Source organism: Mameliella sp. LZ-28 (assembly GCF_012274245.1).
GTDB classification, from domain to species: Bacteria; Pseudomonadota; Alphaproteobacteria; order Rhodobacterales; family Rhodobacteraceae; genus Antarctobacter; species Antarctobacter albus.
Genome location: NZ_JAANYX010000022.1, coordinates 189,543 through 215,854, shown reverse-complemented (window position 1 = coordinate 215,854; position 26,312 = coordinate 189,543). Strand labels below are relative to the sequence as shown.

Annotated in this window: 23 protein-coding genes and 1 riboswitch; of the genes, 9 read left to right on the top strand and 14 right to left on the bottom strand. The window is 65.0% G+C overall.

Annotated elements, in window-relative coordinates; genetic code table 11:
* Nucleotides 1-54: 54 nt before the first annotated feature.
* The 10 genes from G9Q80_RS13525 to G9Q80_RS13480 all read right to left on the bottom strand — a co-directional run bounded on the left by G9Q80_RS13525 (nt 55) and on the right by G9Q80_RS13480 (nt 12,073).
* Entirely contained in the window at nt 55-879 is an 825-nt protein-coding gene (locus G9Q80_RS13525; protein ID WP_088714314.1) for a carbohydrate ABC transporter permease, read from the bottom strand.
* The gene (locus G9Q80_RS13520) at nt 876-1,760 is read right to left on the bottom strand and encodes a carbohydrate ABC transporter permease (RefSeq protein WP_043137058.1); all 885 of its coding nucleotides are present in this window, start codon (nt 1,758-1,760) and stop codon (nt 876-878) included. Before G9Q80_RS13520 ends, G9Q80_RS13525 begins: the two co-directional genes overlap by 4 nt.
* Before the next feature lie 66 nt (nt 1,761-1,826).
* Nucleotides 1,827-3,104, bottom strand: coding sequence for an extracellular solute-binding protein (locus G9Q80_RS13515; RefSeq protein ID WP_088714313.1), 1,278 nt, complete (start codon nt 3,102-3,104; stop codon nt 1,827-1,829).
* A gap of 28 nt (nt 3,105-3,132) precedes the next feature.
* On the bottom strand, nt 3,133-4,218 hold the full coding sequence (locus tag G9Q80_RS13510) for an ABC transporter ATP-binding protein (RefSeq protein WP_069210964.1): 1,086 nt from the start codon (nt 4,216-4,218) through the stop codon (nt 3,133-3,135).
* Between the two features lie 46 nt (nt 4,219-4,264).
* Nucleotides 4,265-5,782 carry an arabinosylfuranosidase ArfA gene (gene arfA / locus G9Q80_RS13505; RefSeq protein WP_088714312.1) on the bottom strand — a complete coding sequence of 506 codons (1,518 nt, stop codon included), beginning with the start codon at nt 5,780-5,782 and terminating at the stop codon, nt 4,265-4,267.
* 60 nt (nt 5,783-5,842) lie between these two features.
* Nucleotides 5,843-6,829 (bottom strand): LysR family transcriptional regulator, encoded by a 987-nt coding sequence (locus G9Q80_RS13500; protein WP_083342265.1) that lies wholly within the window; start codon nt 6,827-6,829, stop codon nt 5,843-5,845.
* Nucleotides 6,830-6,968: 139 nt separating this feature from the next.
* A complete protein-coding gene (locus tag G9Q80_RS13495) occupies nt 6,969-7,916 on the bottom strand; it encodes a D-ribose ABC transporter substrate-binding protein (protein ID WP_043137067.1) in 948 nt (315 codons plus the stop codon).
* A gap of 101 nt (nt 7,917-8,017) precedes the next feature.
* Complete coding sequence (locus G9Q80_RS13490; protein ID WP_083242452.1) at nt 8,018-9,082, bottom strand: ABC transporter permease; 1,065 nt, start codon at nt 9,080-9,082, stop codon at nt 8,018-8,020.
* Between the two features lie 16 nt (nt 9,083-9,098).
* Nucleotides 9,099-11,420 (bottom strand): sugar-binding domain-containing protein, encoded by a 2,322-nt coding sequence (locus G9Q80_RS13485; RefSeq protein ID WP_088714311.1) that lies wholly within the window; start codon nt 11,418-11,420, stop codon nt 9,099-9,101.
* On the bottom strand, nt 11,420-12,073 hold the full coding sequence (locus tag G9Q80_RS13480) for a DUF2291 family protein (RefSeq protein WP_088714310.1): 654 nt from the start codon (nt 12,071-12,073) through the stop codon (nt 11,420-11,422). The genes G9Q80_RS13485 and G9Q80_RS13480 overlap by 1 nt, the downstream gene beginning before the upstream one ends.
* A 409-nt stretch (nt 12,074-12,482) precedes the next feature.
* On the opposite strand from G9Q80_RS13480, the gene G9Q80_RS13475 reads away from it, so the two are divergent.
* The 6 genes from G9Q80_RS13475 to G9Q80_RS13450 all read left to right on the top strand — a co-directional run bounded on the left by G9Q80_RS13475 (nt 12,483) and on the right by G9Q80_RS13450 (nt 19,343).
* On the top strand, nt 12,483-14,051 hold the full coding sequence (locus tag G9Q80_RS13475; protein ID WP_088714309.1) for an FGGY-family carbohydrate kinase: 1,569 nt from the start codon (nt 12,483-12,485) through the stop codon (nt 14,049-14,051).
* Between the two features lie 3 nt (nt 14,052-14,054).
* Nucleotides 14,055-15,563: a glycerol-3-phosphate dehydrogenase gene (locus tag G9Q80_RS13470; protein WP_088714308.1), complete on the top strand. Its 1,509-nt coding sequence runs from the start codon at nt 14,055-14,057 to the stop codon at nt 15,561-15,563.
* 1 nt (nt 15,564) lies between these two features.
* Entirely contained in the window at nt 15,565-16,497 is a 933-nt protein-coding gene (locus G9Q80_RS13465; RefSeq protein ID WP_088714307.1) for a sugar phosphate isomerase/epimerase family protein, read from the top strand.
* A 70-nt stretch (nt 16,498-16,567) separates the two neighbouring features.
* A riboswitch (FMN riboswitch) is annotated at nt 16,568-16,706 on the top strand.
* A gap of 69 nt (nt 16,707-16,775) precedes the next feature.
* The gene (locus tag G9Q80_RS13460; RefSeq protein WP_088714306.1) at nt 16,776-17,213 is read left to right on the top strand and encodes a 6,7-dimethyl-8-ribityllumazine synthase; all 438 of its coding nucleotides are present in this window, start codon (nt 16,776-16,778) and stop codon (nt 17,211-17,213) included.
* Between the two features lie 9 nt (nt 17,214-17,222).
* The gene (locus G9Q80_RS13455; protein ID WP_416045620.1) at nt 17,223-18,362 is read left to right on the top strand and encodes an iron-containing alcohol dehydrogenase; all 1,140 of its coding nucleotides are present in this window, start codon (nt 17,223-17,225) and stop codon (nt 18,360-18,362) included.
* 24 nt (nt 18,363-18,386) lie between these two features.
* On the top strand, nt 18,387-19,343 hold the full coding sequence (locus tag G9Q80_RS13450; protein ID WP_082024531.1) for a sugar-binding transcriptional regulator: 957 nt from the start codon (nt 18,387-18,389) through the stop codon (nt 19,341-19,343).
* Between the two features lie 38 nt (nt 19,344-19,381).
* On the opposite strand, the gene fsa is transcribed toward G9Q80_RS13450, so the two are convergent.
* The 4 genes from fsa to tkt are packed head-to-tail and all read right to left on the bottom strand — an operon-like array spanning nt 19,382 to nt 24,126.
* Nucleotides 19,382-20,035 carry a fructose-6-phosphate aldolase gene (gene fsa, locus G9Q80_RS13445; protein ID WP_088714304.1) on the bottom strand — a complete coding sequence of 218 codons (654 nt, stop codon included), beginning with the start codon at nt 20,033-20,035 and terminating at the stop codon, nt 19,382-19,384.
* A 22-nt stretch (nt 20,036-20,057) separates the two neighbouring features.
* Nucleotides 20,058-21,092: a class II fructose-bisphosphate aldolase gene (gene fba, locus G9Q80_RS13440; protein WP_088714303.1), complete on the bottom strand. Its 1,035-nt coding sequence runs from the start codon at nt 21,090-21,092 to the stop codon at nt 20,058-20,060.
* A gap of 12 nt (nt 21,093-21,104) precedes the next feature.
* On the bottom strand, nt 21,105-22,109 hold the full coding sequence (locus G9Q80_RS13435) for a class 1 fructose-bisphosphatase (protein ID WP_088714302.1): 1,005 nt from the start codon (nt 22,107-22,109) through the stop codon (nt 21,105-21,107).
* A gap of 4 nt (nt 22,110-22,113) precedes the next feature.
* Nucleotides 22,114-24,126 (bottom strand): transketolase, encoded by a 2,013-nt coding sequence (tkt, locus tag G9Q80_RS13430; protein WP_088714526.1) that lies wholly within the window; start codon nt 24,124-24,126, stop codon nt 22,114-22,116.
* A 138-nt stretch (nt 24,127-24,264) separates the two neighbouring features.
* On the opposite strand from tkt, the gene G9Q80_RS13425 reads away from it, so the two are divergent.
* The 3 genes from G9Q80_RS13425 to derI are packed head-to-tail and all read left to right on the top strand — an operon-like array spanning nt 24,265 to nt 26,283.
* On the top strand, nt 24,265-25,044 hold the full coding sequence (locus tag G9Q80_RS13425) for a DeoR/GlpR family DNA-binding transcription regulator (RefSeq protein WP_088714301.1): 780 nt from the start codon (nt 24,265-24,267) through the stop codon (nt 25,042-25,044).
* On the top strand, nt 25,041-25,808 hold the full coding sequence (locus G9Q80_RS13420) for a triose-phosphate isomerase (RefSeq protein ID WP_088714300.1): 768 nt from the start codon (nt 25,041-25,043) through the stop codon (nt 25,806-25,808). The genes G9Q80_RS13425 and G9Q80_RS13420 overlap by 4 nt, the downstream gene beginning before the upstream one ends.
* Nucleotides 25,809-25,827: 19 nt before the next feature.
* Nucleotides 25,828-26,283, top strand: a complete 456-nt coding sequence (gene derI / locus G9Q80_RS13415; protein ID WP_088714299.1) for a D-erythrulose-4-phosphate isomerase — start codon at nt 25,828-25,830, stop codon at nt 26,281-26,283.
* Nucleotides 26,284-26,312: the final 29 nt, after the last annotated feature.

Genomic DNA, 26,312 nt, shown 5'->3' with positions numbered 1-26,312 from the left:
CTTTCGCAAACAGGGCGGGCCGCGGGACATGCCTGCGGCCCGATCCCGTCAGGCCTAGCCCTTGACCCCGGCCGAGATCATCACCGCTTCGGTCACGCGTTTCTGGAAGACCAGGTAGCCGATGATGACCGGCGCCGCCGCCAGCAGGGCCAGGGCCATCATCCGGGCGTAGGCGACACCGAAACTGTCGTTGACCTGCGTGATGCCGACGGGGATCGTCATCATGTTCTCGCTGGTGGCGATCAGGAAGGGCCAGAAAAAGTTGTTCCAGGCCGAGATGAAAGTGATGATAGCCAGCGCCGCCGTGATGCCCCAGTTGAGCGGCAGGTAGAGCTTGAACAGCAGCGTGAACTCTCCGCCCCCATCCAGCAGCACAGCCTCGCGCATCTCGCGCGGGATGGCGTCAAAGAACTGCTTGTAGACGATCACGACCACCGGAACGATCAGCTGCGGCAGGATGATCCCCCACCAGGTGTTGACCAAGTTCAGGTCGCTCATCAGCACGAATTGCGCGACGTAGAGCGCAGGAACCGGCACCATGAAGCTGGCCACAACCACGAGGTACAGCATCTTGCGCCCGGGAAAGCGCAGCTGCGACAGCGCGTAGGCACACATCATCCCGGTCACCAGTACGATGACGGTGATGATAAGCGAGGTTCCGACCGAGTTGAAATACCACATCGGCAGTTTCGAGTTGGAGAGCACGGAAAGATAAGCGGAGAAGTTCAGCTCGTCGATGATCACACCGGCATCCGACACGATACGGTTTTCGCTGCGAAGGGACGTGGTCAGCGCCCAGTAGAGAGGAAAGATCCAGATCGCGGCGGCAATCAGCACGATGCCGGAAAAGGCAAGATCCCTGGCGCGTTTGACGGTCATTTGCGGCCTCCGATGCGCAAGAGCTGGAATTGCAGGACCGAGACGATCACGATGAAGAGGAACAGCACCATCGCGATGGCCGAGGCATAGCCCCCGTTGTTCAGCTGGAACGCCTCTCGGTACATCTGCATCAGGACGACGTAGGACTGGTTGAAGGGGCCACCGTTCGACAGCAGGTACACCTGGTCAAAAAGCTTGAGTTGCAGGATCAGTTGCAGTGTCAGGACCAGCGCGGTGATCGGCCAGAGCAGCGGCCAGGTCACCCGCCAGAACCGCTGCCAGGGTGTCGCCCCGTCCAGGGCCGCCGCCTCGTAGAGGTCGGGCGGGATATTGCGCAGACCGGCGATCAGCAGCAGCACGTTGAACCCGTTGGTCCACCAGATCGTGACCACGGCAATCATGGGCATCACCCAGTAGGGGTTCTTGAACACCGGCACAGGCTTGCCCGTTATGGCAGCGATCAGCGGTTGCAGGATGCCGAACTGGAAATCCAGCATCCAGGCCCAGATCATGGTCACGACAGAGACGGGCAGGACATAGGGCAGGAAAAAGAGGGTCAGCACCAGCGCCTGCATCCGCCCCTTCAGCCTGCTCACGGCAAGGGCGATCAGCAGGGCGATCACCGTGGTCGGGATCACCGTCAGCAGCACGAAATAGAGGTTGTTCCAGAGCGAGGTGTAGAACAGCCGGTCGTTCAGCAGCTTGGCGTAGTTGTCCAGGCCGATCCACTGCCCCTCACCGATCAGCGGCGCATCGGTAAAGCTGAGCGCGATCACACTGAAGGTGGGGTAGAGGAAAAAGACGATGAAGATGAACAGGAATGGCGCGGTCATCAGGAATGACGCCCGCAACTCGCGGCGTCGGCGCTTCGGTATCGACATGAGGGCCTCCCTTTCCGCTCACCTGTGTATCCCCGGGCCCGCCGCGCAGGCCCGGGGCAATCGACGTCAGTCCAGCAGCGCTTGCAGCTGCGCTTTCATCTGCTCGGCCGCATCCTCGGCGCTGAGGAACCCGTGCACCGCCGGGGCGATCAGGTTGTCCACGGCATCGTAGACCGGCGAGGCCACGCCCGCGATTTTCGAACGCGGGTCAAAGGCCGCGTTGTCCGCCAGCGAGGCATAGGTCGCATTGGGCTGCAGCGCCGCATAATCATCGCTTTCGACCGTGGGCTTGTAGGCGGGGATATGGCCCGCACCGGCCCAGGCCAGCGAATGTTCCTGCATCCAGCCGATCACTGTCAGGACAGCCTCGCGCTTTTCGTCGGTCATGTCCGGGTCATTGGGGATCGCAAAGGCGTGGGAATCCGCCCAGGTGGCGGGCATGTCCATCATCTGAGGCACTTCATTGGCAAACCATTCAAAGCCCAGTGAGCCGTCGTCGGTCGAGTCCTTGAACGTCGGCACTTCCCAGACGCCATTGATGTGCAGCACCGATTTGCCGCCCGAGAAAAGCGCAACCGAGGCCTCATAGGCGGCCTGCTCGGGAATCAGTCCCTCGGCGCGCCAGTCGGCCAGGGTCTGGATCGCGGTCACGGCCTTGTCCATGTTGTCGCCGGCCAGGACCTCGCCGTCGGTCAGCATCTCACCGCCTTGCTGGCGCAGGAGCGTGTAGAACATCCGCCAGGTGCCGCCCCCGCCTTCGGACTGAAAGCTTAGCGGGTCTGAGAAACCTTCGCCTTTGGCCCAGGTCAGCAGGTCAGTCATGTCCGCGATGGAGGAAATGCCGGTCAGGTTGCCGTCCGCGTCCAGCCACTTGGTCCCGTCCAGCGCCGTCCGGTTGTAGTGCACAACGACGGCGTGAATGTCGAAAGGCACGGCCATCAACTGCCCGTCATCGGTCGATGCGGCGGTGATCGACGCCTCGAAGAAATCCCCTTTCGACAGTCCCGCAGCCTCGAGGTCTGCATCGCTGATCGGCGACAGCACGTCCTCTTCCAGCGCCAGCGGCAGGCGCGACAGGTGATAGGTCATGATGTCGGGACCCTGTCCAACCGCAACCGCAGTGCGCACCTTTGTGTAGAAGGGCAGGCCCCACTCCAGCGTCGTCCCGCTGATCTGGATTTCAGGATGTTCCTCGTTGAACTGGTCGATGAGCGCCTTCATGCGCACGCCGTCACCGCCAGCCAGAAAGTCCCACCACTCGACTTCGACCTGGGCCCAGGCCGGACCGGAGAGTCCCAGCGCCACCGCGGTTGCCGCGGCCAGCTTGCCAAACTTCATAGTCATTTCAGTCCTCCTCCTGACTGTCATTGCCTTATCGAATGCGGTCGCCTTCAGCGTCGAAGACGAAGATGCGCCCGGGGTCGGGCGTCACCGTCTGTATCGTTCCGTGCATCCCGTGACGGGCGCCGGTCTGTTGAAAGATCACCGGCTCGCCGCCGTCCAGCGTGCCGTGCTGGTAGGACACGCCGCCCAGTTCCTCGGCCACGTCCACCGTGACCCGCAGGCCCTGTCCCTCTGTCACCTGAAGATGCTCGGGGCGCATCCCCAGCGCGATCCGTGCGCCGTGCGCGGGTTTGTCCACCAGGGGGATGTCAAAGCTGATGTCCGGCTGGCCGGTCAGCGTGGCTGTCACGCCGTTGTCCCCGTGCCCGGACACCGTCGCATCAAGGAAATTCATCGACGGCGACCCGATAAAGCCCGCGACGAAGCGATTTGACGGATCGTCGTACAGGTCCAGCGGCGCGCCGCTTTGCTGGACGTAGCCGCCCTGCAGCACAAAGATCGTGTCGGCCAGCGTCATCGCCTCGACCTGGTCATGCGTGACGTAGATCATCGTGGCGCCCAGCGCCTTGTGCAGCCGCGCCAGTTCCAGCCGCATCTGCACCCGCAGCTCGGCGTCCAGGTTGGACAGAGGTTCGTCGAACAGGAACACCTCCGGCGCGCGCACGATGGCCCGCCCGATGGCCACCCGCTGACGCTGCCCGCCAGAGAGTTGCGCGGGCTTCTTGTCCAGGTGCTCCACCAATTGCAGGATACCGGCGGCCTCGCGCACCTTTTCGTCCACCTCGGCCTTTGGCCGCTTGGCCAGGCGCAGGCTGAACGCCATGTTTTCATAGACGGACAGGTGCGGGTACAGCGCGTAGGACTGAAAGACCATCGCCACGCCGCGATCCGCCGGATCCTCGTGCGTCACGTCGCGGTCGCCGATGGCGATCTGGCCATCGCTCGTATCCTCCAGTCCGGCAATCATCCGCAGGAGCGTGGACTTGCCACATCCGGACGGGCCGACGAAGACCGCGAATTGCCCGCGCTGGATGTCCATGTCGACACCACGGATCACGTCGATGGCGCCAAAGCTCTTCTTGATCCCTCTCAGATGAACGCCCGCGTCCTTCATCGTGCCTCCCCCTTTTTTCGTTTCACCTTGGCCGGGCATCTCCGCCTCAGCCGACCGAAAGCCGGATCATGCTGTAGGAAAAGGCCGGCAATTCGCCCTTGAGCGCACCCTCGCCCACGGCCAGCCTGTCGCCCTTGCGCGGGGTTACCTTGTTCGGTTCGGCACAGGTGTTGGCCACGCGGGCCAGGCTGCTGTCCCCGCCCATCACCTGATGGTCGATCAGCTTGGGGTTGTCAAAACCATGCAACGCCAGGTCAAGCTCCATCGCCTCGTCCGGGCTGCGGTTGATGGCGAACACCGTGATCGACTTGCCGTCCGGCGCCAGCACCGCGGCCACGTCCAGGTAATTCACGTCTTGCGCCACCGCCTCGTCATAGCGTGGGCAGTCCACCGCGACGTTAAGCGCGGTACCGCGGCCATAGAGGCTTGCGAACTGGTAGGGATAGTAGATCGAAGTGGCCCAGGCCTTGCCGCCGCGTTCGGTGCGGATCGGGGCGATGACGTTCACCAGCTGCGCGATACAAGCGATCTTGACCCGGTCGGACCGGCGGATGAACTCGTTGAGCAACCCGCCGACAAAGATCGCGTCCTCGAGGTTGTAGTCCTCTTCCAGCAGCGCCGGCGCCTCGGGCCAATCCCAACTGTGCCAGTTCCTCGAGTCCTCTTCGCGGTTGTGATACCAGACGTTCCACTCGTCAAAGCAGATATAGATGTCGTTCTTGGCCCGTTTCTTGGCCTTCACATAGTCGATCACCCCGGCGATCGACTGAATATAGCGCCCGGTCTCCTCGACCTTGGCAAAGTAGTTCAGGCTGTTGCGGCTGTTGTTGCCGAAATACTTGTGCAGCGAGATGTAGTCGACATTCTCATAGCACTCTTCCAGCACCTGCCGTTCCCAGTCCGGGTAGGTCGGCATCTGGTCGTTGGACGAACCGCAGACCACCGTCTCGATCCCCTTGCCGAAGGCCTTGACCGCCTTAGAGGTTTCGTCGGCAAGGCGCCCGTATTCCTTGGCCTCCATGTGGCCGATCTGCCAGGGGCCGTCCATCTCGTTGCCGAGACACCACATGTTGACGCCATAGGGGTCTTCGACGCCGTGACTGCGGCGCAGATCGCTCCAGTAGGTGCCCGAGGGGTGGTTGCAGTATTCGACGAAGTTGCGCGCCTCCTCGATCCCGCGGGTGCCGAGGTTCACCGCCAGCATCATCTCGATCTCGGCATCCTTGGCCCAGCGGGCAAATTCGTTGATGCCCACCTGGTTGGTTTCCTTGGACCGCCAGGCCAGGTCCAGCCGGACAGGACGATCCTCTTTCGGGCCAACGCCGTCTTCCCATTTATATGCCGAGACGAAATTGCCACCCGGATATCGGATCGCCGGGATCTTGAGATTGCGCACCAGGTCCAGCACGTCATTGCGGAACCCGTCAGCGTTTGCGGTGGGATGATCAGGCTCGTAGATGCCGCTGTAGATGGCCCGCCCCATGTGTTCGATGAACGCCGAATATAGACGGTCATCGATCTGCGCGATGCTGAAATCCCGATGTATCGAAGCGCGGCCCTTCATGTCCCCTCCCAGGTGCGAATGTCGTGTTGGGGGAACAGTAGGGTCGCCGCGCGTTTACATTCAATTTACATCTCGGTCTATCGCGTTGACAGAATTGGTAATACAGTTCGGATCCGATTGCCCCTTACCCAGCCGCTTTTCGACAAGCCCAAGCAGCCGTCGGGCCGCCGCCGACATCAGGCGATCCCGTGGACAGAGGATGTGGTAGGGTTCGATCGGGATGGGCCGGATCGTGTCCAGAAGGACCAGATCGGCGCAATAGGGCGGCGACAGCAGCAGGTCGGCAACCTCCTGCGTGACCACCGCGATGACGTCGGAATCGCGCAGCAGGGCCATGATGGCCACCACGGAGGCAGTCTTGATCAGATTGTCGGGCAGGTCCGTGCCTTCCTCGTGAAAGGCGATTTCAAGCGCGTGCCGGATCGGCGCCCCACGGTCCTGCATCGTCCAGAGTTGGTCTGACAGGTCAGCCAGCGACACCCGGCCCGCCTCTGCCATTGGGTGCCCCCGCCGCACCATCAGCAGGACCTCCTCGTCTCGGGCGGGCTGGATGTCGAAATCCCGCGAATAGTCGTGCGGGCCGACCCGGCTCAGCGTGAAATCATAGTCGCCGCGTTCGAGCCCCCACATCAACTGCGACGACGACGAGACATCCAGCGACACGTCGATCCCCGGCGCCAGGGACTTGAGGTCGAGGATCGCGGGGATCATCGCGGCCAGCGCCCCGCCGGTCACGGCCCCCACACGCACCGACCCGCCCATGCCGCCCAGATGAGCAGAGAAATCCTGCGACATCCGGTCGATGTCATGCACCAGCTTGCGCGCATGGGTCACCAGAACCGTTCCCTCGGGCGTCGCGCGCATCCCCTTGGGCGTCCGTTCGAACAGGGCAGAGCCGATGTTCTCTTCCATGTCGGCCAGCATCCGCGACGCGGCCGGCGTGGTCATCCCGCAGACATCCGCCGCGAGCCGCAGTTTCCCGTGACCGGCAATCGCGCTGATGAGGCGCAGCTGAACCGGCCGGAGTGAGCGAAGGTAGTGTGACACGGCCGCAGCCCCCAAAACGCACCCGACCGCCGCGCCGGGCATCTGCTGCCAGACTCTTCCTGCGTCCCCGGTTTAGCAACCCCGTAAAGGAAAGGGCGCGCCCGAAGGCGCGCCCCGCTTTGTCACATCCGTGCCGGGATCACTCGGACAGAGTGAAGGGCGCAGTGTACTTGTCGACGTTGTCCGGGGTGATCAGGGCGCAGTCGAACAGCTGCTTTTCCTGGGCCACTTTCGGTTCGCCGTTCTTGATGTAGTAGTCCGCCTGGATCACGGCCTCACGCGAGAATACGGCAACCGGCTGAAGAACGGTATAGGCCATCTCGCCTGCGCGCACGGCCTCGACCGCGTCGGGCGAGCCGTCGAAACCGCCGACGATGGTGCCTTCAAGCTTGCCGGCCTCCTTCAGCGCGACGATGGCACCCAGCGCCATTTCGTCGTTGCCCGAGATGACGGCATCGATGACCGGGTTGGCCTGGATGATCGACTGCATCTTGGTATAGCCTTGGGTCCGGTCCCAGTTGGCCACTTCCTGCGCGACCTTCTCGAGGTCCGGATACTGGCTCAGCACGGTGTTGTACCCGTTCGAACGGGTGGCAGCGTTGTTGTCGGCCGGGTTGCCGAAAAACTCGACATACTTGGCCTCGTCGCCGACCAGTTCTTGCCAGGCAACGGCGCCCAGCGCTGCACCCTGGGCGTTGTTCGACACCAGCTGCGCGATGGCGATGCCGGATTCGTTGATCTCAGCGTTCACGAGGAAGACCGGGATGCCGGCCTCGGTCGCCTTGCGCACCACGCCGACGGACCCGTCCGCGTTGGCAGGGTCAAGGATGATCGCCTTGGCGCCATTGGTGATGGCCGCGTCGATCAGGTTGGATTCCACGTTGGTGTCGCCCTTGTGCGCGGCAACGGTGGCTTCGTAACCCAGCTCTTCTGCGGTTGCCTTGGCGACTTGGCCCTCGGTGAACCAGTAGGGGTTGGCCGGGTCTGTCACGATGATGGAGATCAGGCCCTCGGCCCAGGCCGAGCCTGCCATCAGGGGCAGCGAAGCGGCGGCGGCCAGCAGGGCGCGTTTGGTGAACTTGATCATGAGAATTCTCTCCCTTGGGTTGGTGATTGCCGGGGTCCGGCGGGACTTCGCGTCGGGCCTCCTCTTGCCCGGGAAACCGCGAAACTTGGGTGGGGGCGGGCCTAACCTTTCTTGGCCTTGCCCCCGTATTGGATCGAGTTGAGCATCACAGCGAGGACGATGACCGCGCCGGTGAAAACGGTCTGCCAGTAGGACGAGACGCCAATGATCACGAGGCCGTCCGACAGGAAGCCGATGACGAAGGCGCCCAGCAGCGTGCCGCGCACGGTGCCGCGTCCGCCCATCAGGCTGGCGCCGCCCACCACGACCGCAGCGATGGCCGTCAGTTCGTAGGTGGTGCCCGCGGTGGGTCCGGCAGAGGTCAGCTGCGAGCTGAGGACGAGGCCCGCGATGGCCGCGCACATGCCCGACAGGACGTAGACGGTGATCTGCACCTTCTTGACCGGCACGCCCGACAGTTCGGCGGCGCGTTCGTTCCCGCCCGAGGAATAGAGCCAGCGGCCAAAGGCAGTGCGCGACAGCAGCAGACCGGCGGCAATCGCGACCACGGCCAGGATGATGACCCCGATCGGAACACCGCCGATACGGTTGAAGCCAAGCCAGTCAAAGCCGGTGTTGCCAAGGCTCTCGTTGCCGGACAGGTTGTTGAAGGTCAGGCCATTGGTCATCAGCAGCGCGACACCGCGCGCCACGTAAAGCGAACCCAGCGTCGCCACGAAGGCCGGCACTCGGAAATAGGCAACCAGCACACCGTTGACCGCGCCGACGAAGGCGCCCAGACCCAACGTCAGGACCACGACAGCCCAGACCGGCGGATACAGGATCACCCCGGCGGCCTCCAGCTCGACCCCCTGCATCAGGAAGCCCGCGAAGACCCCGGTCAGGCCCAGGACAGAGCCGACGGACAGGTCGATCCCGCCATTCAGGATCACCAGCATCATGCCGACGGACAACAGCCCGAAGATGGCAACGTGGTTGGCCATGATGAGAAAGTTCGACACGGTCGCATAGTTCGGCGACAGGATCGAGAAGATGATGATGATCGCGATCAGGGCAAAAAAGGCACGGCCTTCCAGCAGGATCTGAACGAGGTTGGCATTTTCGCCAAAGATCGAGGCGATCAGCCCGCCTGACCCCTGCTTCTTGTTGGTGGTGACATCGGTCATTTCCGCGATCTCCAGTTCAGTGCTGCGCCGTGTCGGGCTTGTCCATGTCGACAATTGCCCGGGCTGTGTGTTCGTCGATGATCAATCCGCTGAGCAGCCCGCTTTCGAGCACGGCCTTGATCGCCTGTGTCTTGATTTCGCCCCCGGCCACGGCGACGATGCGACGGCCTTTCAGCCGCTCCAGCGGCTGGGTCAGGATGCGGTCGGTGATCTCGCGGCCCACGGGTTTGCCCCGCTTGTCGAAGAAATGACCCAGCATCTCTCCGACGCCGCCGGCCTCGGCGATGCCTGTCATTTCCGCCTGCTCGATCATGCCCGTCGTGACCAGCTCTGCCTGTGCCCCAGTGGTGCCGATGCCCACGATCATCAGATCCGCTTGACCGGCCAGCTCCGCCGCCTGCTGCGCGGCCTTCTGGCCCAGCAGCACGTCGCGGTCGGCGGTGGAATTGGCGATGAAAGGCACGGGCATCGAGGCCGCCTCGGCCCCTGTCTTGTCGGCCAGGCGTGTGACAACCGCGTGCGGGTTCACATCCGCCCCGGTGGTCAACGCCCCCATCAGGGACACGACTTTCAGGTTCGGTGCCGATTGCGGCGCCAGATTCTCGACGCAGGCCAGCAGGGTTCGCCCGTGCCCAACCCCGATGACATTCGCCTGGCCGTCGGCGATGACCGAGGTCAGGAAACGGCCCCCCGCCGCGCCAAGCGGGCCAAGCGCCAGGTCTTCCTGGTGCAGGTCGGTGACAACCTCGCAATGATCCAGGCCAAAGGCCGCGGTCAGGCTTTGCTGCAGGTCCACCTCGCCCGAGGCGGCCATGATCTGTTCCTTGGTGGCGTCCGGCCCGAAGGTGGCCGAGATCTTGCCCTTGTGCATGACGATGATGCGATGCGCGATGGACAGACATTCGCTGACCTCGGAAGTCGAATAGACCACGGCAAGGCCCTCTTTCGCGCCCTCGGACAGCAGGCGGAACACCTCTGCCTTGGCGCCGATGTCGATGCCGCGGCTGGGTTCGTCCAGCAGTACGACCGACGGCTTGGTGGCCAGCATCTTGCCGATCACGACCTTCTGCTGGTTCCCACCGGACAGCGAGCCAATGGCAGCGCCGCCGCCGTCGGTCTTGATCGTCACCTCACGGATCGAACGTTCGATGATTTCCTGCTCATCCGCCTTCGACGTCAGCAGGCGCCGGGTAAAGGCCCCGATCGAAGCCAGCGACAGGTTCTGTCCCACGGTCATGGTCTGGACCAGCCCGTCGCGCTGGCGGTCTTCGGGCGTCAGGACAAGGCCCGCCTCGATCCGCTGCGCAATGGTCATCCCGGCCAGGTTGCGCCCATGCAGCCGGATCGTGCCGCCCGAGGCCGGCAGGCGGCCCGCGACACATTCCATCAACTCGGTGCGCCCGGCGCCCATCAGCCCGTAGATGCAGACGATCTCGCCCTGCCGCACGTTCAGCGACAGACGATCCACGACCGAATAGCCGGAGCCGCCCGGCGCGGGCACGCTGAGCGCCTCGATCGACAGGGCGGTTTCGCCAAACTCGTATCCCGTCGGCGGCGAGCCGAGGTCAAAGTTCTCACCCACCATGTTGCGGACGATCCATTCCAGGTCGATTTCCGCACGGGGGGCATAGGCCGTCATCACCCCGTCACGCAGCACGACCGCATGGTCGGTGATGGTCAGCGCCTCTTCGAGGTGGTGCGAGATGTAGACGATCGAGACGCCGCGCGCCTTGAGGTCATGAATCACCTTGAAGAGCACCTCGACTTCGGCCGCCGACAGCGCCGAGGTCGGCTCGTCCATGATGAGGATGCGGGAATTGACCGACAGCGCACGCGCGATCTCGACGATCTGCTGCTGGCCCAGGCGCAGGTCCTCGACCGGGGTCAGGGGGTCGATGTCCTCCTCCAGCTCTTCCATCAGGATACGGCACTGGCGCTCTTCCTCGGCGAAGTTCACGCCGCGCGGCCCCATGATCTCGCGCCCCAGAAAGATGTTGTCGCGCACGTTCATGTTGGGCGCGAGAGACAGTTCCTGGTGGATGATGGAAATCCCCAGTTCGCGCGCCTCGACGGTCGAGCGAATTTCGACCGGTGCACCGTCCAGGATCAATTCACCCGTCGTGGGCATGTGCACGCCGGACAGGATCTTCATCAGCGTGGACTTGCCAGCGCCGTTTTCGCCAAAGAGCGTCGTCACCTGGCCGCGGTGGACGTCGAAGTTCACCCCCTTCAGCGCGTGAACCGCGCCAAAGCTCTTGGTCACGTCGCGCGCGGCCAGAACCACCTCGACCTTGTCCGGCGCGGCGGTCGGCGTTTCGTCATGCACGGGCACCTTCATCACTGCACCTCGAGCGCGACGGGCGTGACCAGCCAGTTCTTCGGGTTGATCATGGTAAAGGCGCCGGTCACGGAGATCGTCTTGCCCTGCAGGTTGTCGCGGTCGAGATCGGTCAGCACGTCGGCAGACATCGCCCGGTTGATGCCCGCGCCCGCGTCCTGGTACTCGATCTGGTTCTTGAAGGCGCCGAACTCGATGTCGCCGACGATATCGCGCAACTCGGTCCCGTTGATCGCCGGGCCGGTCTGAACACGGATCCGCGTTCCCTCCGGCATGTCCGGCACGTCGATGTTGAAGATACCGGACTTTCCCTCGCCCACGGTGCCGGTGAATTTCACCGTCATCACCGGAAAGGCCCCCGCCATCGTACCGTAAGCTGCGGTTGCCGCCGACTTGTCCTCGGCCAGTTCGCGGGCCAGGTCCGCTGCCTCGGGGGCGCGGCCCGTGACGAAGTCGCGGATGCGGGGGAACTCGCCGACACCAAAGCGGTCAGGGTCAAAGGCCTGCTGCCGCAGGTCCTCGTCGCCGCCGATGGCCACGACCTTTGTGTCGAACGCGATCGCGCCCAGCAACACAACCCCCGCGATAGCGGTGATTACATTCCTGCGCGTAGCCTTGCTGGCGCTGGCAGATACTGTGCCGGTGGTTGCCATGTCGGGCGTGCCCCCTCTTGCGATTCTGCCCGGCGGACCAGGCTGTTCCGTTTCTTCCTGCCAATCGGCAGGAACCTGTCTGTCGCGGGAATGGCAACCAACTGAAGTTGCTTTATTCCTCCCCTTTCGCCGTGCCCGGAACCCCTCAATTCCCTGGATGGGTCGACGATTCGCCGCCGTGGTAGCACTGCGACCGTTTGCGCCAACCATATGTGAAAAAAATTACGTTGTCTGCAAAAAAAATCACTACGTCGAGATTCTTTGTGTTACACCAAATGCAACCGGACGCAGTGCGGACAGGCCAAAGACCGCCCTGAACACGCGTCGCGCGGACCTGCCCCGAGGGCGGGAAAATACAAGCGTTACAAGGGGGAGGCCGAGGTGACCCACAAGGAAAAGGGAAGCGGTGATGCCCGATTCGTCTGACGTGATCATCGGCGTCGATGCGGGCACCTCCGTGATCAAGGCCGTCGCCTTCGATCTTTCGGGACGCCAGCTGGCCGCGTCATCGGTTCGCAACAGGTACGTGATGGGTGCGGATGGCTCTGCCACCCAGTCCCTGCCGCAGACATGGGTCGATTGCGCCACAGCCCTGCGCGGACTGGCAGAAAAGATACCCGCGCTCGCCCAGCGGACCGCCGCGCTCGCCCTGACGGGCCAGGGTGACGGCACCTGGCTGGCAGGCAAGGGCAATGCGGCGGTCAGCGACGCCTGGCTCTGGCTTGACGCGCGGGCGGCGCCCACGGTCCGGCGACTGTCTGCGGGCGCAGGCGAACGCGCGCGGTTCGAGGCAACGGGAACCGGGCTGAACACCTGCCAGCAGGGCAGCCAGCTTGCCCATATGGCCGCGACCTGCCCGGAGCTTCTGGACCAGGCCGAGGTCGCCCTGCACTGCAAGGACTGGCTGTTTCTGAACCTGACCGGCGTGCGCGCGACCGACCCTTCAGAGGCAAGCTTTACCTTCGGGGACTTCCGCAACCGGCGCTACAGCGACACCGTGATTTCCGCTCTCGGGCTACAGCGGCACCGCTATCTCCTGCCGGAGATCATCGACGGCGCGCAGGAAACCCGTCCCCTGACACCAGAGGCGGCAGAGGCCACCGGGCTGCTGGCGGGGACGCCGGTTTCGCTGGGGTATGTCGACATGGTCATGACCGCGCTTGGTGCGGGCGTGCACACGGGCGACGCAGGCGCGGCCTGCTCCACGGTCGGGTCGACCGGCGTACACATGCGCGCCGTGACATCGGACCAGGTGCATCTGAACGCCGAGGGCACAGGCTATGTGATCTGCCTTCCGGTGCCGGACATGGTGACCCAGGTGCAGACCAACATGGCCGCGACGCTGAACATCGACTGGGCCCTGGCCCTGGCCGAAGAGTTGATCGGCGAATTCGGCGAAGCGCCGTCACATGCCGATCTTGTCGGCCGGATCGACGGCTGGATGGACAGGTCACGCCCCGGCGCCCTGGTCTATCACCCCTATATCTCCGAGGCCGGAGAGCGCGGCCCCTTCGTCAATGCCGATGCGCGGGCGAGCCTGGTCGGACTGAACGCCGCGCACAGGTTCCCGGACGTGATCCGCGCCGTGGTCGAGGGCCTCGGGATGGCGGCGCGGGATTGTTATGCCGCGATGGGTGAGATGCCCAGCGAACTGCGGCTGACCGGCGGCGCGGCACGTTCCGGCGCCCTGCGCCGTGTCCTCGCCGCCTCGTTGAACACTCCCGTCCGCGTCTCCTCGCGCGAAGAGGCCGGTGCCGCGGGCTGCGCCATGATGGCCGCCGTGGCGATCGGCGCCTATGCCGACATGGACGCCTGTATCGCGCAATGGACAACGCCCATGCTGGGCGGGTCCGAGGCGCCCGATCCGGGCCTCGTGCCCGTCTACGACACCTTGTTCACCACCTATCGCCAGGCACGCGACGGTCTTGCCCCCGTATGGGACGGGCTGGCCGCGGCGCGTGCGGCTGAAGGAGCTTGAGAGATGACAGATATTTCCAAGGTCGACCTCTTCGTGATTGGCGGCGGCATCAACGGCGCGGGCATTGCCCGCGACGCTGCCGGCCGGGGCCTGAGCGTCGTGCTCTGCGAAAAGGACGACCTGGCCGAGGGCACCTCGTCCCGGTCCGGCAAACTGGTCCACGGCGGATTGCGCTACCTTGAATACTACGAGTTCCGGCTGGTGCGCGAGGCGCTGATCGAACGCGAAGTGCTGATGAAGAACGCGCCGCACATCATCTGGCCCATGCGCTTTGTCCTGCCGCACAGCCCCCAGGACCGGCCTGCCTGGTTGGTGCGGCTGGGCCTGTTTCTTTACGATCACTTGGGCGGGCGCAAGAAACTGCCGGGCACCCGAACGCTGGACCTGCGCCGCGACCCCGAGGGCGCGGCGATCAAGGACACCTATACACGCGGCTTCGAATACTCGGACTGCTGGGTCGATGATGCGCGGCTCGTGGTGCTGAACGCGGTCGACGCGGCGGAACGCGGGGCCGAGGTCCTGACCCGCTCGCCCTGCATCTCGGCGCGACGCGAAAACGGCGCATGGCGGGTGACGACGAAAAACTCCGTCACCGGCGAGACGCGGGAATTCGAGGCCAAGCTGCTGGTCAACGCCGCCGGCCCCTGGGTGACGGATGTGGTGACACGGGTGGCCGGTTCGAACAGCGCGCGCAACGTCCGGCTGGTCAAGGGCAGCCACATCATCGTGCCCAAGTTCTGGAAGGGTGAGAACGCCTACCTGGTCCAGAACCACGACAAGCGGGTGATCTTCATCAACCCCTACGAGCGCGACAAGGCCCTGATCGGCACCACCGACATCGCCTATGACGGCCGGGCAGAGGACGTGACCGCCGACGAGAGCGAGGTGCAATACCTGATCGACGCCGTGAACCGCTACTTCAAGGAAGAGCTGACGCGTGACGACGTGGAAACCACCTTTTCCGGCGTGCGACCGCTGTTCGATGACGGGCAGGGCAACCCCTCTGCTGTGACACGCGACTACGTCTTTGACGTGGACGAAACCGGCGGCGCGCCGCTCCTGAACATCTTTGGCGGCAAGATCACCACCTTCCGCGAACTGGCAGAGCGCGGGATGCACAAGATCGAAAAGTTCTTTCCCAGGATGGGCGGGGACTGGACCGAAAATGCCCCCCTGCCCGGCGGCGACCTGAAAAACGCCGACTACGAGCAGTTCCGCAACACGATGAAGCAGGACTATCCCTGGATGCCGCGCGAGCTGCGCCGCCACTACGGGCGCTGCTACGGCAGCCGGGTACGCCAGATCGCCGGCGATGCGACCTCGCTGGAGGGGCTGGGGCAGCACTTTGGCGGCCAGCTTTATGAGGCCGAGGTAACCTATCTGGTGAACCACGAATGGGCGCAGACCGCCGAGGACATCCTGTGGCGGAGAACAAAGCACCGCCTGCACCTGACAGAGGCCGAGCAGGCCGCGTTTGCCGCCTGGTTCGATGCCCGGCAGGAGGCCGCGTGACATGGCGCTGACGCTTTCACTGAACACCAACCCGCTGGTGAACCGTTTTGCCGAACCGGACGACCTGATCGACGCCATCGCGCGCGACATCCGGATCAGGGACATCCAGCTGACGCATGAGTTCATCAACCCCAGCTGGCCCGCCTCCGTGATCCGGCGTCTGACCCGGCAGATGGGCGCCGCACTGACGCGCACCGGCGCCCGCGTGACCAGCGGCATGACCGGGCCTTACGGGCGGCTCAACCACTTTGGCCATCCCGACCGCGACGTGCGGCGCTATTACGTCGACTGGTTCAAGACATTTGCCGATATCATCGGCGACCTCGGCGGCACCTCCGTCGGAACGCAATTCGCGATCTTCACCTATCGGGACTACGACGACCCCGCCCGGCGCGAGGAGCTGTTGCAGATCGCCATCGATTGCTGGGCCGAGGTGGCCGAACACGCCAGGGCCGCAGGTCTCGACTATGTCTTTTGGGAGCCCATGAGCGTCGGCCGCGAATTCGGCGAAACCATCGCCGAATGCATCAAGCTGCAGGATCGCCTGACTGCCGCGAACATGGCCGTCCCGATGTGGATGATGGCCGACATCGACCACGGCGACGTGACCTCGCCCAACCCGGATGACACCGATCCCTACGCCTGGGCCCGCGCGGTGCCGAAGGTCAGCCCGATCATTCACATCAAGCAGTCGATGATGGACAAGTCCGGGCACCGCCCCTTTACCGCCGAGTTCAACGCCAAGGGCGCGATCCAGCCCGATCCGCTGCTCAAGGCCTTTGCCGAGGGCGGCGCCGTCGACAATGAGATCTGCCTTGAACTGTCTTTCAAGGAGCGCGAGCCGAACGACCGCCAGGTGATCCCCCAGATCGCCGAAAGCGTGGCCTTCTGGGCGCCGCATATCGACAGTGGGGTGAATGACCTGAATGTCTGATCCGGGTCGCCGATATCGCGAACCTGTCGCAAAGATGCTTGCCTTTTCCGCCGCATGCCGCCAAACCTTGCCGCGTTCTCAGGGCGGGGTGCAATTCCCCACCGGCGGTGACAGCCCGCGAGCGCCTTTCGGGGAAATCCGGAAGGGTCCAGCAGACACCGGTGAAATTCCGGGGCCGACGGTAATAGTCCGGATGGAAGAGAACCAGCCGACGGGCCATCCGGCCTGCGCGGATGGCATCGCCTTGGGACCATTTGTGAAACGCAAAGGATGGTTCCATGTCTGAAACACTGAAAATCGCCTTCATCAAGGCCCGTTGGCACGCCGATATCGTCGACCAGGCGCTGACCGGGTTCGAGCAACGTATCTCGGAGGCCGGAGTGCCCGCCGAGGTCACGCCCTTTGACGTGCCCGGCGCCTTCGAGATGCCGCTCTTGGCCAAGAAGCTGGGGCAGAGCGGCACGTATGACGCCGTGGTCTGCGCCGCGCTTGTGGTCGATGGCGGCATCTACCGCCATGACTTCGTCGCCCAGGCGGTTGTTGACGGGCTGATGACGGCCCAACTGGAAACCGGCGTCCCGACCTTCTCGATCTCGCTGACGCCGCATCACTTCCAGCCGACCGAGGAACATGTCGGTTTTTACCGCGACCATTTCGTCAAGAAGGGCGCGGAAGCGGCGGATGCGGTCCTGATGATTGCCAAGCTAGAGGTCTGAACCATGTCCCTGCCCGCCTTCTCCTTTGCCACGGCCACGCAAATCCGCTTTGGCCGGGGCGAGGCCGGGCGGGCGGTGCCCGACCTGGCCGCCCGGGGACAACGCGTGCTGCTGGTCCAGGGCAGCACCCCGGCGCGGGCCGACTGGCTGTCGGCCGCGCTGGAGGCTGAAGGCTGCTCCGTCGACCGTCTCAGCGTCGCGGCAGAACCCGACCTTGCGATGATCGAGGCGGGCGTGACAGCCGCCCGCGCCAGCGCTGCGCAGGTGGTCATTGCCCTTGGCGGCGGCGCCGTCATTGACGCGGGCAAGGCCATCGCGGCCCTGGCCCCCGCCACGCGCCCCCTGCTGGATCACCTGGAGGTGGTCGGCAAGGGCCTGCCGCTGAACGCCGCCCCCCTGCCCTTTGCCGCCATTCCGACCACCGCCGGAACCGGCGCCGAAGTCACCCGCAACGCGGTGATTGCCGTGCCGGAGGCACAACGCAAGGTCAGCCTGCGGGACGCGCGCATGTTGCCCTGGATGGCGATTGTCGATCCCGCGCTGACTGATAACTGCCCGCGCAGCGTGACGCTGGCCTCGGGGCTGGATGCGGTGACGCAGGTGATCGAACCCTATGTCTGCACCCGCGCCAACCCGATGACCGATGCGCTATGCCGCCCCGCGATTGTCTCGGGGCTGGCGGCATTGATGACGCTGATGAGGCACGAGGACCCGGACGCCCGCGACCAGCTGGCCTGGACCAGCCTGTGCGGCGGGCTTGCACTGGCCAACGCGGGGTTGGGGGCCGTGCATGGCCTGGCCGGTCCGCTGGGCGGCCTGTCTGGCGCGGCGCACGGGGCGATTTGCGGCATCCTGCTGCCACATGTGCTGGAGGAAAACGCAGCCCGGGCAACGGGCGACGCCGCCCGCCGCCTTGCGGACCTGCGCGATGACCTTGGCCGGGTTCTTGGCACGGACCCCGCGCGGGCCTTTGCCGCGCTGGCCGATTGGTCGCGGAAGGCCGGTCTGCCCGGACTGGACGCGCAGGGTGTGAACGGGGAACATAGGGCCGAGGCCGCCCGGATGGCGGCCAGCTCTTCCTCGATGAAAGCCAACCCCGTCCCCCTGGACGCCGAGGCGCTGACCGGGATCATGGAGCGGGCGCGCTAGGCGCCGGAGTGTGGAGGACATGAGATGGCCAAAGATCGGATGTCGGGCGATGCCGAGCATTCCTTGTCGATCCGCGCCGCATGGCTGCACTATGTCGGCGGAATGCGACAGGCCGAAGTGGCCAAGCGGCTGGGCGTGCAATCGGTCAAGGCGCATCGCCTGATCGCCCGCGCCGTGGCCGAAGGCGCCGTCAAGGTCAGCATCGAAGGCGAGATCATCGAGTGTATCGAACTGGAACAGGCGCTGTGCCTGCGCTACGGGCTGGACACCTGCGAGGTCGCCCCGGACCTGGACGAAGAGGGCCTGCCCCTGCGCACGCTGGGGATCGCCGGCGCATCGCGACTGCGCCGCTGGCTGGAAAGCGGCGAGGAATTGACCATCGGCATCGGCCACGGTCGCACCCTGGCCGAGGCGGTGCGCGCCATGCCCCGTTTCCACACCAACGGGTTGAGCTTCGTCTCTCTCCTGGGCGGGCTGACCCGTAACTTTGCGGCCAACCCGCATGACGTGATGCATCTGTTGGCCGAAAAGACCGGCGCGCGGGCCTATGTCATGCCGGTCCCCTTCTTCGCCAACACCACCGAGGACCGCGAGGTTCTGCTGGCGCAGCGTGGCGTGGCCGAGGTCTTTCAGCTTGCCGAAACGGCGCCGCTCAAGATCGTCGGCGTCGGCACGGTCGAGGCGGAAACCCAGCTTGTCACCTCCGGCATGATCGAACCCTCCGAGATCGAGGCGATTTCCGAGGCGGGCGGCGTGGGTGAGATGCTGGGCCATTTCTTCGACCCCGAGGGCAAGGCGCTGGAAACGCCGCTGACCTCGCGGACGCTGGCGGTCTCGCTGGATGAAACCCGTGACGACCGGATCATCGCCCTGGCGGGCGGACCCGAAAAGGTTGCCGCGATCCGGGCCATCCTGAAAAGCGGGCGCCTGTCGGGCCTCATCACCGATGAACGTACCGCCAAGACCCTGATGGAGGAATAGGCAGGCCCGCCGCGACAGCGCCGGACCCGCCAAATGGCTCACAGGATCGATTGTCCGGTCGCGGCCCAGTCCTTGGCGAACTGGTCCAACCCCTTGTCGGTCAGCGCATGAGCCGCCAACCCCTTGATGACGCCCGGCGGGATCGTCGCCACGTCGGCGCCCGCGATGGCGGCCTCCTTGACGTGGTTGGCCGAGCGGATCGAGGCCGCCAGGATTTCCGTCTTGAACCCGTAGTTGTCATAGATGGTGCGGATCTCGTGGATCAGTTCCATCCCGTCGATGTTCAGGTCATCCAGCCGCCCGACGAAGGGCGAGATATAGGTCGCGCCCGCCTTGGCCGCCAGCAACGCCTGGTTGGCCGCGAAGCAGAGCGTGACATTCGTCTTGATGCCCTTGGCCGTGAAATGGCGGCAGGCCTTCAGCCCGTCCAGCGTCAGCGGCAGCTTGATGACCACGTTGTCGGCGATCTTCGCCAGATGCTCGCCCTCAGCGACCATCCCGTCGAAATCCATCGCCGCGACCTCGGCCGAAACCGGCCCTGCCACGACCTTGCAGATTTCCGCGATGACCTCCTTGAAGTCGCGCCCGGACTTGGCGATCAGCGAGGGGTTCGTCGTCACGCCATCCAGCAGTCCGTAGTCGTTCAGCTCCTTGATGTCGTCGATGTTGGCAGTGTCCACGAAGAATTTCATAGCTCGGTCTCCTTTCGGGGGATCAATAGGCCAGGGCCATGTCGGCCAGCGAACGCGTGCGGATGCGCTCGGCCTGGCCGGCGGTGCCGAATGCCTCGAATTTCTCGACGCATTGCGCCTTCATGCCGTCCATGGCCGGCTTCAGGTACTTGCGGGGGTCGAATTCGGCGGGCGCGCTCATCAGGGTCTTGCGGATCGCCGCCGTGGCCGCCAGCCGCAAGTCGGTGTCGATGTTGACCTTGCGCACGCCGTGGCGGATGCCGCGCCGGATCTCCTCCAGCGGCACGCCCCAGGTCGGCTTGATCTCGCCACCGTACTCGTTGATCAGCAGGCGCAGCTCCTCGGGCACCGAGGAGGATCCATGCATGACCAGGTGGGTGTTGGGTAGGCGCTGGTGGATCGCCTCGATCACGTCCATCGCCAGCACGTCCCCATCCGGTTGACGGGTGAACTTGTAGGCGCCGTGACTGGTGCCCATCGCCACCGCCAGTGCATCGACGCCGGTGTCGGCCACGAAACGCTCTGCCTCTTCGGGGTCGGTCAGCAACTGGTCATGCGACAGGGTGCCCGTCGCACCATGCCCGTCCTCCTGGTCGCCCTGCCCGGTTTCCAGAGATCCGAGCACGCCCAGCTCTCCCTCGACCGACACGCCGGCGGCATGGGCCATCTCGACCACGGCGCGAGTGATCCCCACGTTATAGGCGTAATCGGCGGGCGTGGTGCCGTCTTCCTTCAGCGAACCATCCATCATGACAGAGGTGAACCCGTGCTGGATGGCGGTGACGCAGGTGGCAAGGTTGTTGCCGTGATCCAGGTGCATGCAGACCGGGATATGCGGGTAGATTTCCACCAGCGCGTCAATCAGCTTGGCCAGCACCGTGTCATTGGCATAGCTGCGCGCACCGCGGCTGGCCTGCAGGATGACCGGCGACCCGGTTTCATTGGCCGCGGCCATGATCGCCAGCCCCTGTTCCATGTTGGACATGTTGAAGGCCGGCACGGCATAGCCGTTCTCTGCCGCGTGATCGAGCAGCTGGCGTAGGGTGATACGGGGCATCTCGGGCTCCTGTCAGTCGGAGGGGGAAAGGTAGTCGCAGAGCGTCGCGACCTCGTCGCGGCTGCCGAAGATCAGCGGCACGCGGTCATGCAGGTGGGCGGGCGACAGGTCCAGAATGGCAGTCTGTCCATCGGTCGCCGCGCCGCCCGCCTGTTCGATCAGGTAGGCGATCGGGAAGGCCTCGTAGGCGAGCCGCAGAAAACCGTCCTCGTAGCCCGGGCGTGTATCGCCGGGGTACATGAACAGCCCGCCCCGGCGCAGAATGCGGTGCAGATCCCCCACGGCGGCGGCGATCCAGCGCATGTTGAAATCGCGCCCGCGCGGCCCCTCGGCCCCGTGCAGCAGGTCCTCTGTGTAGCGCTGCAGCCCCTCGGGCCAGCGTCGCCGGTTCGAGGCGTTGAAGGCCACGGTCGAGGTCTCCGGCTTGATCGTGACGGCCGTGGTGTCGACGTGAAAGACCCCTGTCACCGGGTCCAGCGTGGCGATGTCGACGCCCGCGCCGGTGCTGAAACCGAAGTCGACCGAATGTCCGAAGGACACGTAGCAGGCCGCGATCATCTCTCGCCCCTTGCGCAGGAAACCGTCACCTGCCGGGAAGATCGCGAAGAGCGCCCCCAGCGGTGCGCCGATGCCGATACTGCCGGAGCCGTCGATCGGGTCCATCGCCAGGTCGAATGTGCCGTCCGGGTCGATGGTCTCAACCTCCTCGGCCTCTTCGGACAGGACCCGTGCCACCGACATGTCGCGCAGGACCCGGATGAAATGGTCATGAGCGCCCATGTCCAGCGCCTTCTGCTTGTCGCCGGAATCGTTGGTGCCGATCACATGTGTCGGGTCGCCGGTCAGGTGTCCCTGTGCCAGCCGCGCGGCCAGCGGCAGGCTGGCCTCCGCGAGACGGATCAGAAGTGCCGCCAGCGCGCGGCGCGCGGGGTCTTCGCCCGCCCAACCCGCCAGATGCGCGGCCAGGGTGGGGGCGGTGACGGCCGTGTCGCCGTCCAGTTTCAGGGGCGCCTGCATGGGCTTACGCCTGCCCGTTCAGCAGAGCATCTGCCTTGGCGACGATGGCCTCGCGCGTGATGCCGAAGCTGCGGTAGAGGTCCTCTGCCGGGCCGGAGGCGCCAAAGCCCTGCATCCCAATCACGTCCTCCTCGGAGGCGACATAGCGGGTCCAACCGTAGGTGCTGGCCGCCTCGACGGCGATACGGGGCGCAGAGCCCAGAACCTCGGCGCGATATTCTGGCGGTTGCGCCTCGAACAGCTCCCACGACGGCATCGAGACGACGGCAACGCCCAAACCCCGTTCCGCCAGCGTCTCGGCAGCCTCGACCGCAAGGCTGACTTCGGTGCCCGTGGCCAACAGGGTCAGGTCGCGCCCCTCACCGTAACTGCGCAGGACATAGGCGCCCTTCGCGCTCAGGTTTTCGTCCCCGGCTTCCAGCCGCAGCTGCGGTACGCCCTGGCGGCTGAGCGCCAGCAGCGACGGGGTCCCGCGCGACCGGATGGCGATATCCCAGCATTCCAGCGTCTCGACCGCGTCGGCGGGTCGGAAGGTGTAGAGGTTCGGGATCGCGCGCAGCGAGGTCAGATGTTCCACCGGCTGGTGCGTCGGGCCGTCCTCGCCCAGGCCGATGCTGTCATGAGTCATGACATAGATCGTGCCGACGCCCATCAGCGCGGACAGGCGGATCGCGTTGCGGGCATAGTCCGAAAAGACAAGGAAAGTGCCGCCGTAGGGGATCAACCCGCCGTGGGTGTTCATCCCGTTCATGGCCGCCGCCATACCGAATTCACGCACGCCGTAGCCGACGTAGCGCCCCGGCTCCTGGCGTGAGAACTGACTGTCCACCGCCGGAACCCGGGTGAGGTTGGAGCCGGTGAGGTCGGCCGACCCGCCGATCAGCTCTGGCAGCGCGGGGGCGAGCGCCTCCAGCGCGACCTGGCTGGCCTTGCGGGTGGCGATCTTTTGCGGCTCCGCGAAGAGCGCCGCGCGCGCCTGCGCCACCGCCGCGTCATATCCGCCGGGCAGCTCGCGCGCGATACGGCGAGAGAACTCCGCGCGGTCGGAGGAGGCGGCAAGCCGGGCTTCCCAGTCCTTGCGGACGGCCCCGCCACGCGCCCCGATGGCCCGCCATTCGGCGGCGAGATCGGCGGGCACCTCGAAGGGGGCAGCCTCCCAGCCCAGCGCCGCCTTGGCGGCGGCGGCCTCTTCGGCGCCCAGCGGCGACCCGTGCGCCGAGGCTGTGCCCGCCTTGGAAGGTGCGCCAAAGCCGATGGTCGTCTTCATGGCGATCAGCGTCGGCTTGCCGGTTTCCCTCTTGGCCTCTGCGATGGCGGCAGACACCGCCGGAACATCATGACCGTCACATTCCAGCACATGCCAGCCACAGGCCCGAAGGCGCCCCGGCACATCCTCGGAAAAGGACACCGAGGTCGGCCCGTCGATGGTGATCTGGTTGTCGTCGTAGAGCATGATCAGCTTGCCCAGACCCAGGTGACCGGCCAGCGAGATCGCCTCCTGGCCGATGCCCTCCTGCAAACAGCCGTCACCGAGGAACACATAAGTGTGGTGATCGACAAGGTCGGCACCGAACTCGGCGCCCAAGGCGCGTTCGGCCATCGCCATGCCGACGGCATTGGCAATGCCCTGACCCAGCGGCCCGGTCGTGGTCTCGATCCCCTTGGCATGGCCGTATTCCGGATGCCCCGCGGTGCGGGCGCCAAGCTGGCGGAAGTTGCGCAGTTCCTCGATGGTCATGTCGGCATAGCCGGTCAGGTGCAGAAGCGAGTACAGCAGCATCGACGCATGGCCGTTGGACAAGACCACCCGGTCGCGATCCGGCCAGTCGGGGGCCGAAGCGTCGAATTTCAGATGATCGCGAAACAGCGCGGTGGCCGCATCGGCCATGCCCATCGGCGCACCGGGATGGCCCGATTTCGCCACCTCGACCGCATCGATCGAAAGGGCACGGATACAGTTGGCCAGGGCAAAGCCCTTGGGGTCCAGCGCGGCTTTGGCGGCAATCGCCTGCGGCATCGAATCTTTGGGCATCATGTCCTCCTGCGTTGACCCGGTGTTACGGGATCCCGCGGAAAATCACAATAATTAATCCCAAAATAACACAATTGACGATATTTGTGTGATGTGAGATGTTACGTTTCAGGAGGAACCGGGGTGAAGAGAGACGACAGACAACAAGCGATCATGGACCTGCTGGTCACGGATGGAGAGGTAGAGCTCGACGCGCTCGCCGATCGGTTTGCCGTGTCCCGGATGACCATTCACCGCGACCTCGACGACCTCGAAGGCGCGGGTCTGCTGCGGAAAATCCGTGGCGGCGCCACGATCCGCTCCGGCACCCAGTTCGAAAGCGATTTCCGCTTTCGCGAACGGCAGGGCACGACGGCCAAGATGGCGATGGCCCGAGCCGCGCTGCGCCTTGTCGAACCGGGCATGACGGTCATGATCAACGATGGTTCGATGGCCGCGATCCTGGGCCAGCAGCTTGCCGCCTGCCGACCGTTGACCGTGATCACCAACAACGCGGCGGTCATGGATGCCCTGAAGGCGGAGGCAGGGATCACACTGATCGCCCTGGGCGGCGTCTATTCCGCCAAGTTCAACGCCTATCTCGGCAAGGTGACAGAGGATGCGCTGGCGCATCTGCGCGCCGACGTTGCCTTTATCTCCGCTCCCGCCGTGTCGGGGCTGGAGGTGTTTCACATGGACGAAACCGTGGTCCGGTCCAAGCAGGCAATGATGCGGCAAGGGGCGTGCCGTGTGCTCCTGGTCAACCACAGCCGCTTTGGCAACGCCGCCCTGCACCGTCTGGCCGCTCTGTCCGAATTCGACCACATCATCACCGACCAGCCCCCCGCCCCCGAGGCCCGCGCGGCCCTGGACGAGGCCGGGCTGACCCTGACAATCGCAGACCCCCAAGAGGCCGAGGCATGACACACCCACAGTTCTGGATCGGAACCAGCTGGAAGATGAACAAGACGCTGGCAGAGGCGCAGGCCTTTGCCACTGCCCTCGCAGGGGCCGACGCGGACCGCGATCCGCGCATCCAGCGGTTCGTGATCCCGCCCTTCACCGCCGTGCGCGAGGTCAAGCAGATCCTCGCGGACAGTTCGGTCAAGGTCGGCGCGCAGAACATGCACTGGGCCGACCAGGGCGCCTGGACGGGTGAAGTCTCTCCGCTCATGCTCACCGATTGCGGGCTGGATATCGTCGAGCTGGGCCATTCCGAACGGCGCGAACATTTCGGCGAGACCGACGAGACCGTCGGCCTCAAGACAGAGGCCGCCGTGCGCCACGGGCTGATCCCGCTGATCTGCATCGGCGAGACCCTGGCCGAACGCGAGGCCGACCGCGCGCAAGAGGTGCTGGAGGCACAGGTGCGCGGTGCGCTGGGCAAGCTGGGCGACACTCAGAAAGCCGCGCCGATCCTGCTGGCCTACGAACCCGTCTGGGCCATCGGCGAGAACGGCATCCCCGCCACATCGGACTACGCTGACGACCGTCAGGGTGAGATCATCGCAGTTGCCGAAAACGTCCTCGGGCGCCGGGTGCCCTGCCTCTACGGCGGCTCGGTCAACCCCGGCAATTGCGAGGAACTCATCCAATGCCCGCATATCGACGGGCTCTTCATCGGGCGCTCGGCCTGGACCGTCGAAGGCTACCTCGACATCCTTGCCAAATGCGCCGCAGCCCTCTGAACCCGAAAGGACAAATGTCATGAAAATTGCAGTTGCAGGCGACAGCGCCGGCGAAGGCCTTGCCAAGATCCTCGCCGACTACCTGAAGGACAAGCACGAGGTTTCCGAGATCTCGCGCACCAGCGAAGGGCCGGATCCCTTCTACGCCAACATGTCGGACCGCGTGGCCACCGCCGTGATGGCCGGCGAATACGACCGCGCCATCCTGATCTGTGGCACCGGCATCGGCGTCGCCATGTCGGCCAACAAGATCCCCGGCATCCGCGCCGCCCAGTGCCATGACACCTATTCGGCGGGCAAGGCCTCGACCTCGAACAACGCGCAGATCATCACGATGGGCGCGCGCGTGATCGGGGCGGAACTGGCCAAGGACATCGCCGATGCCTTCCTCTCGACCTCCTTCGATCCCGAGGGCCGCTCGGCAGGGAACGTGAACGCGATCAACGAGGTCGACGCGAAGTACAACAAGGGCTGAAGGCGGCGCGCCTGCGGGCGCACGTCATT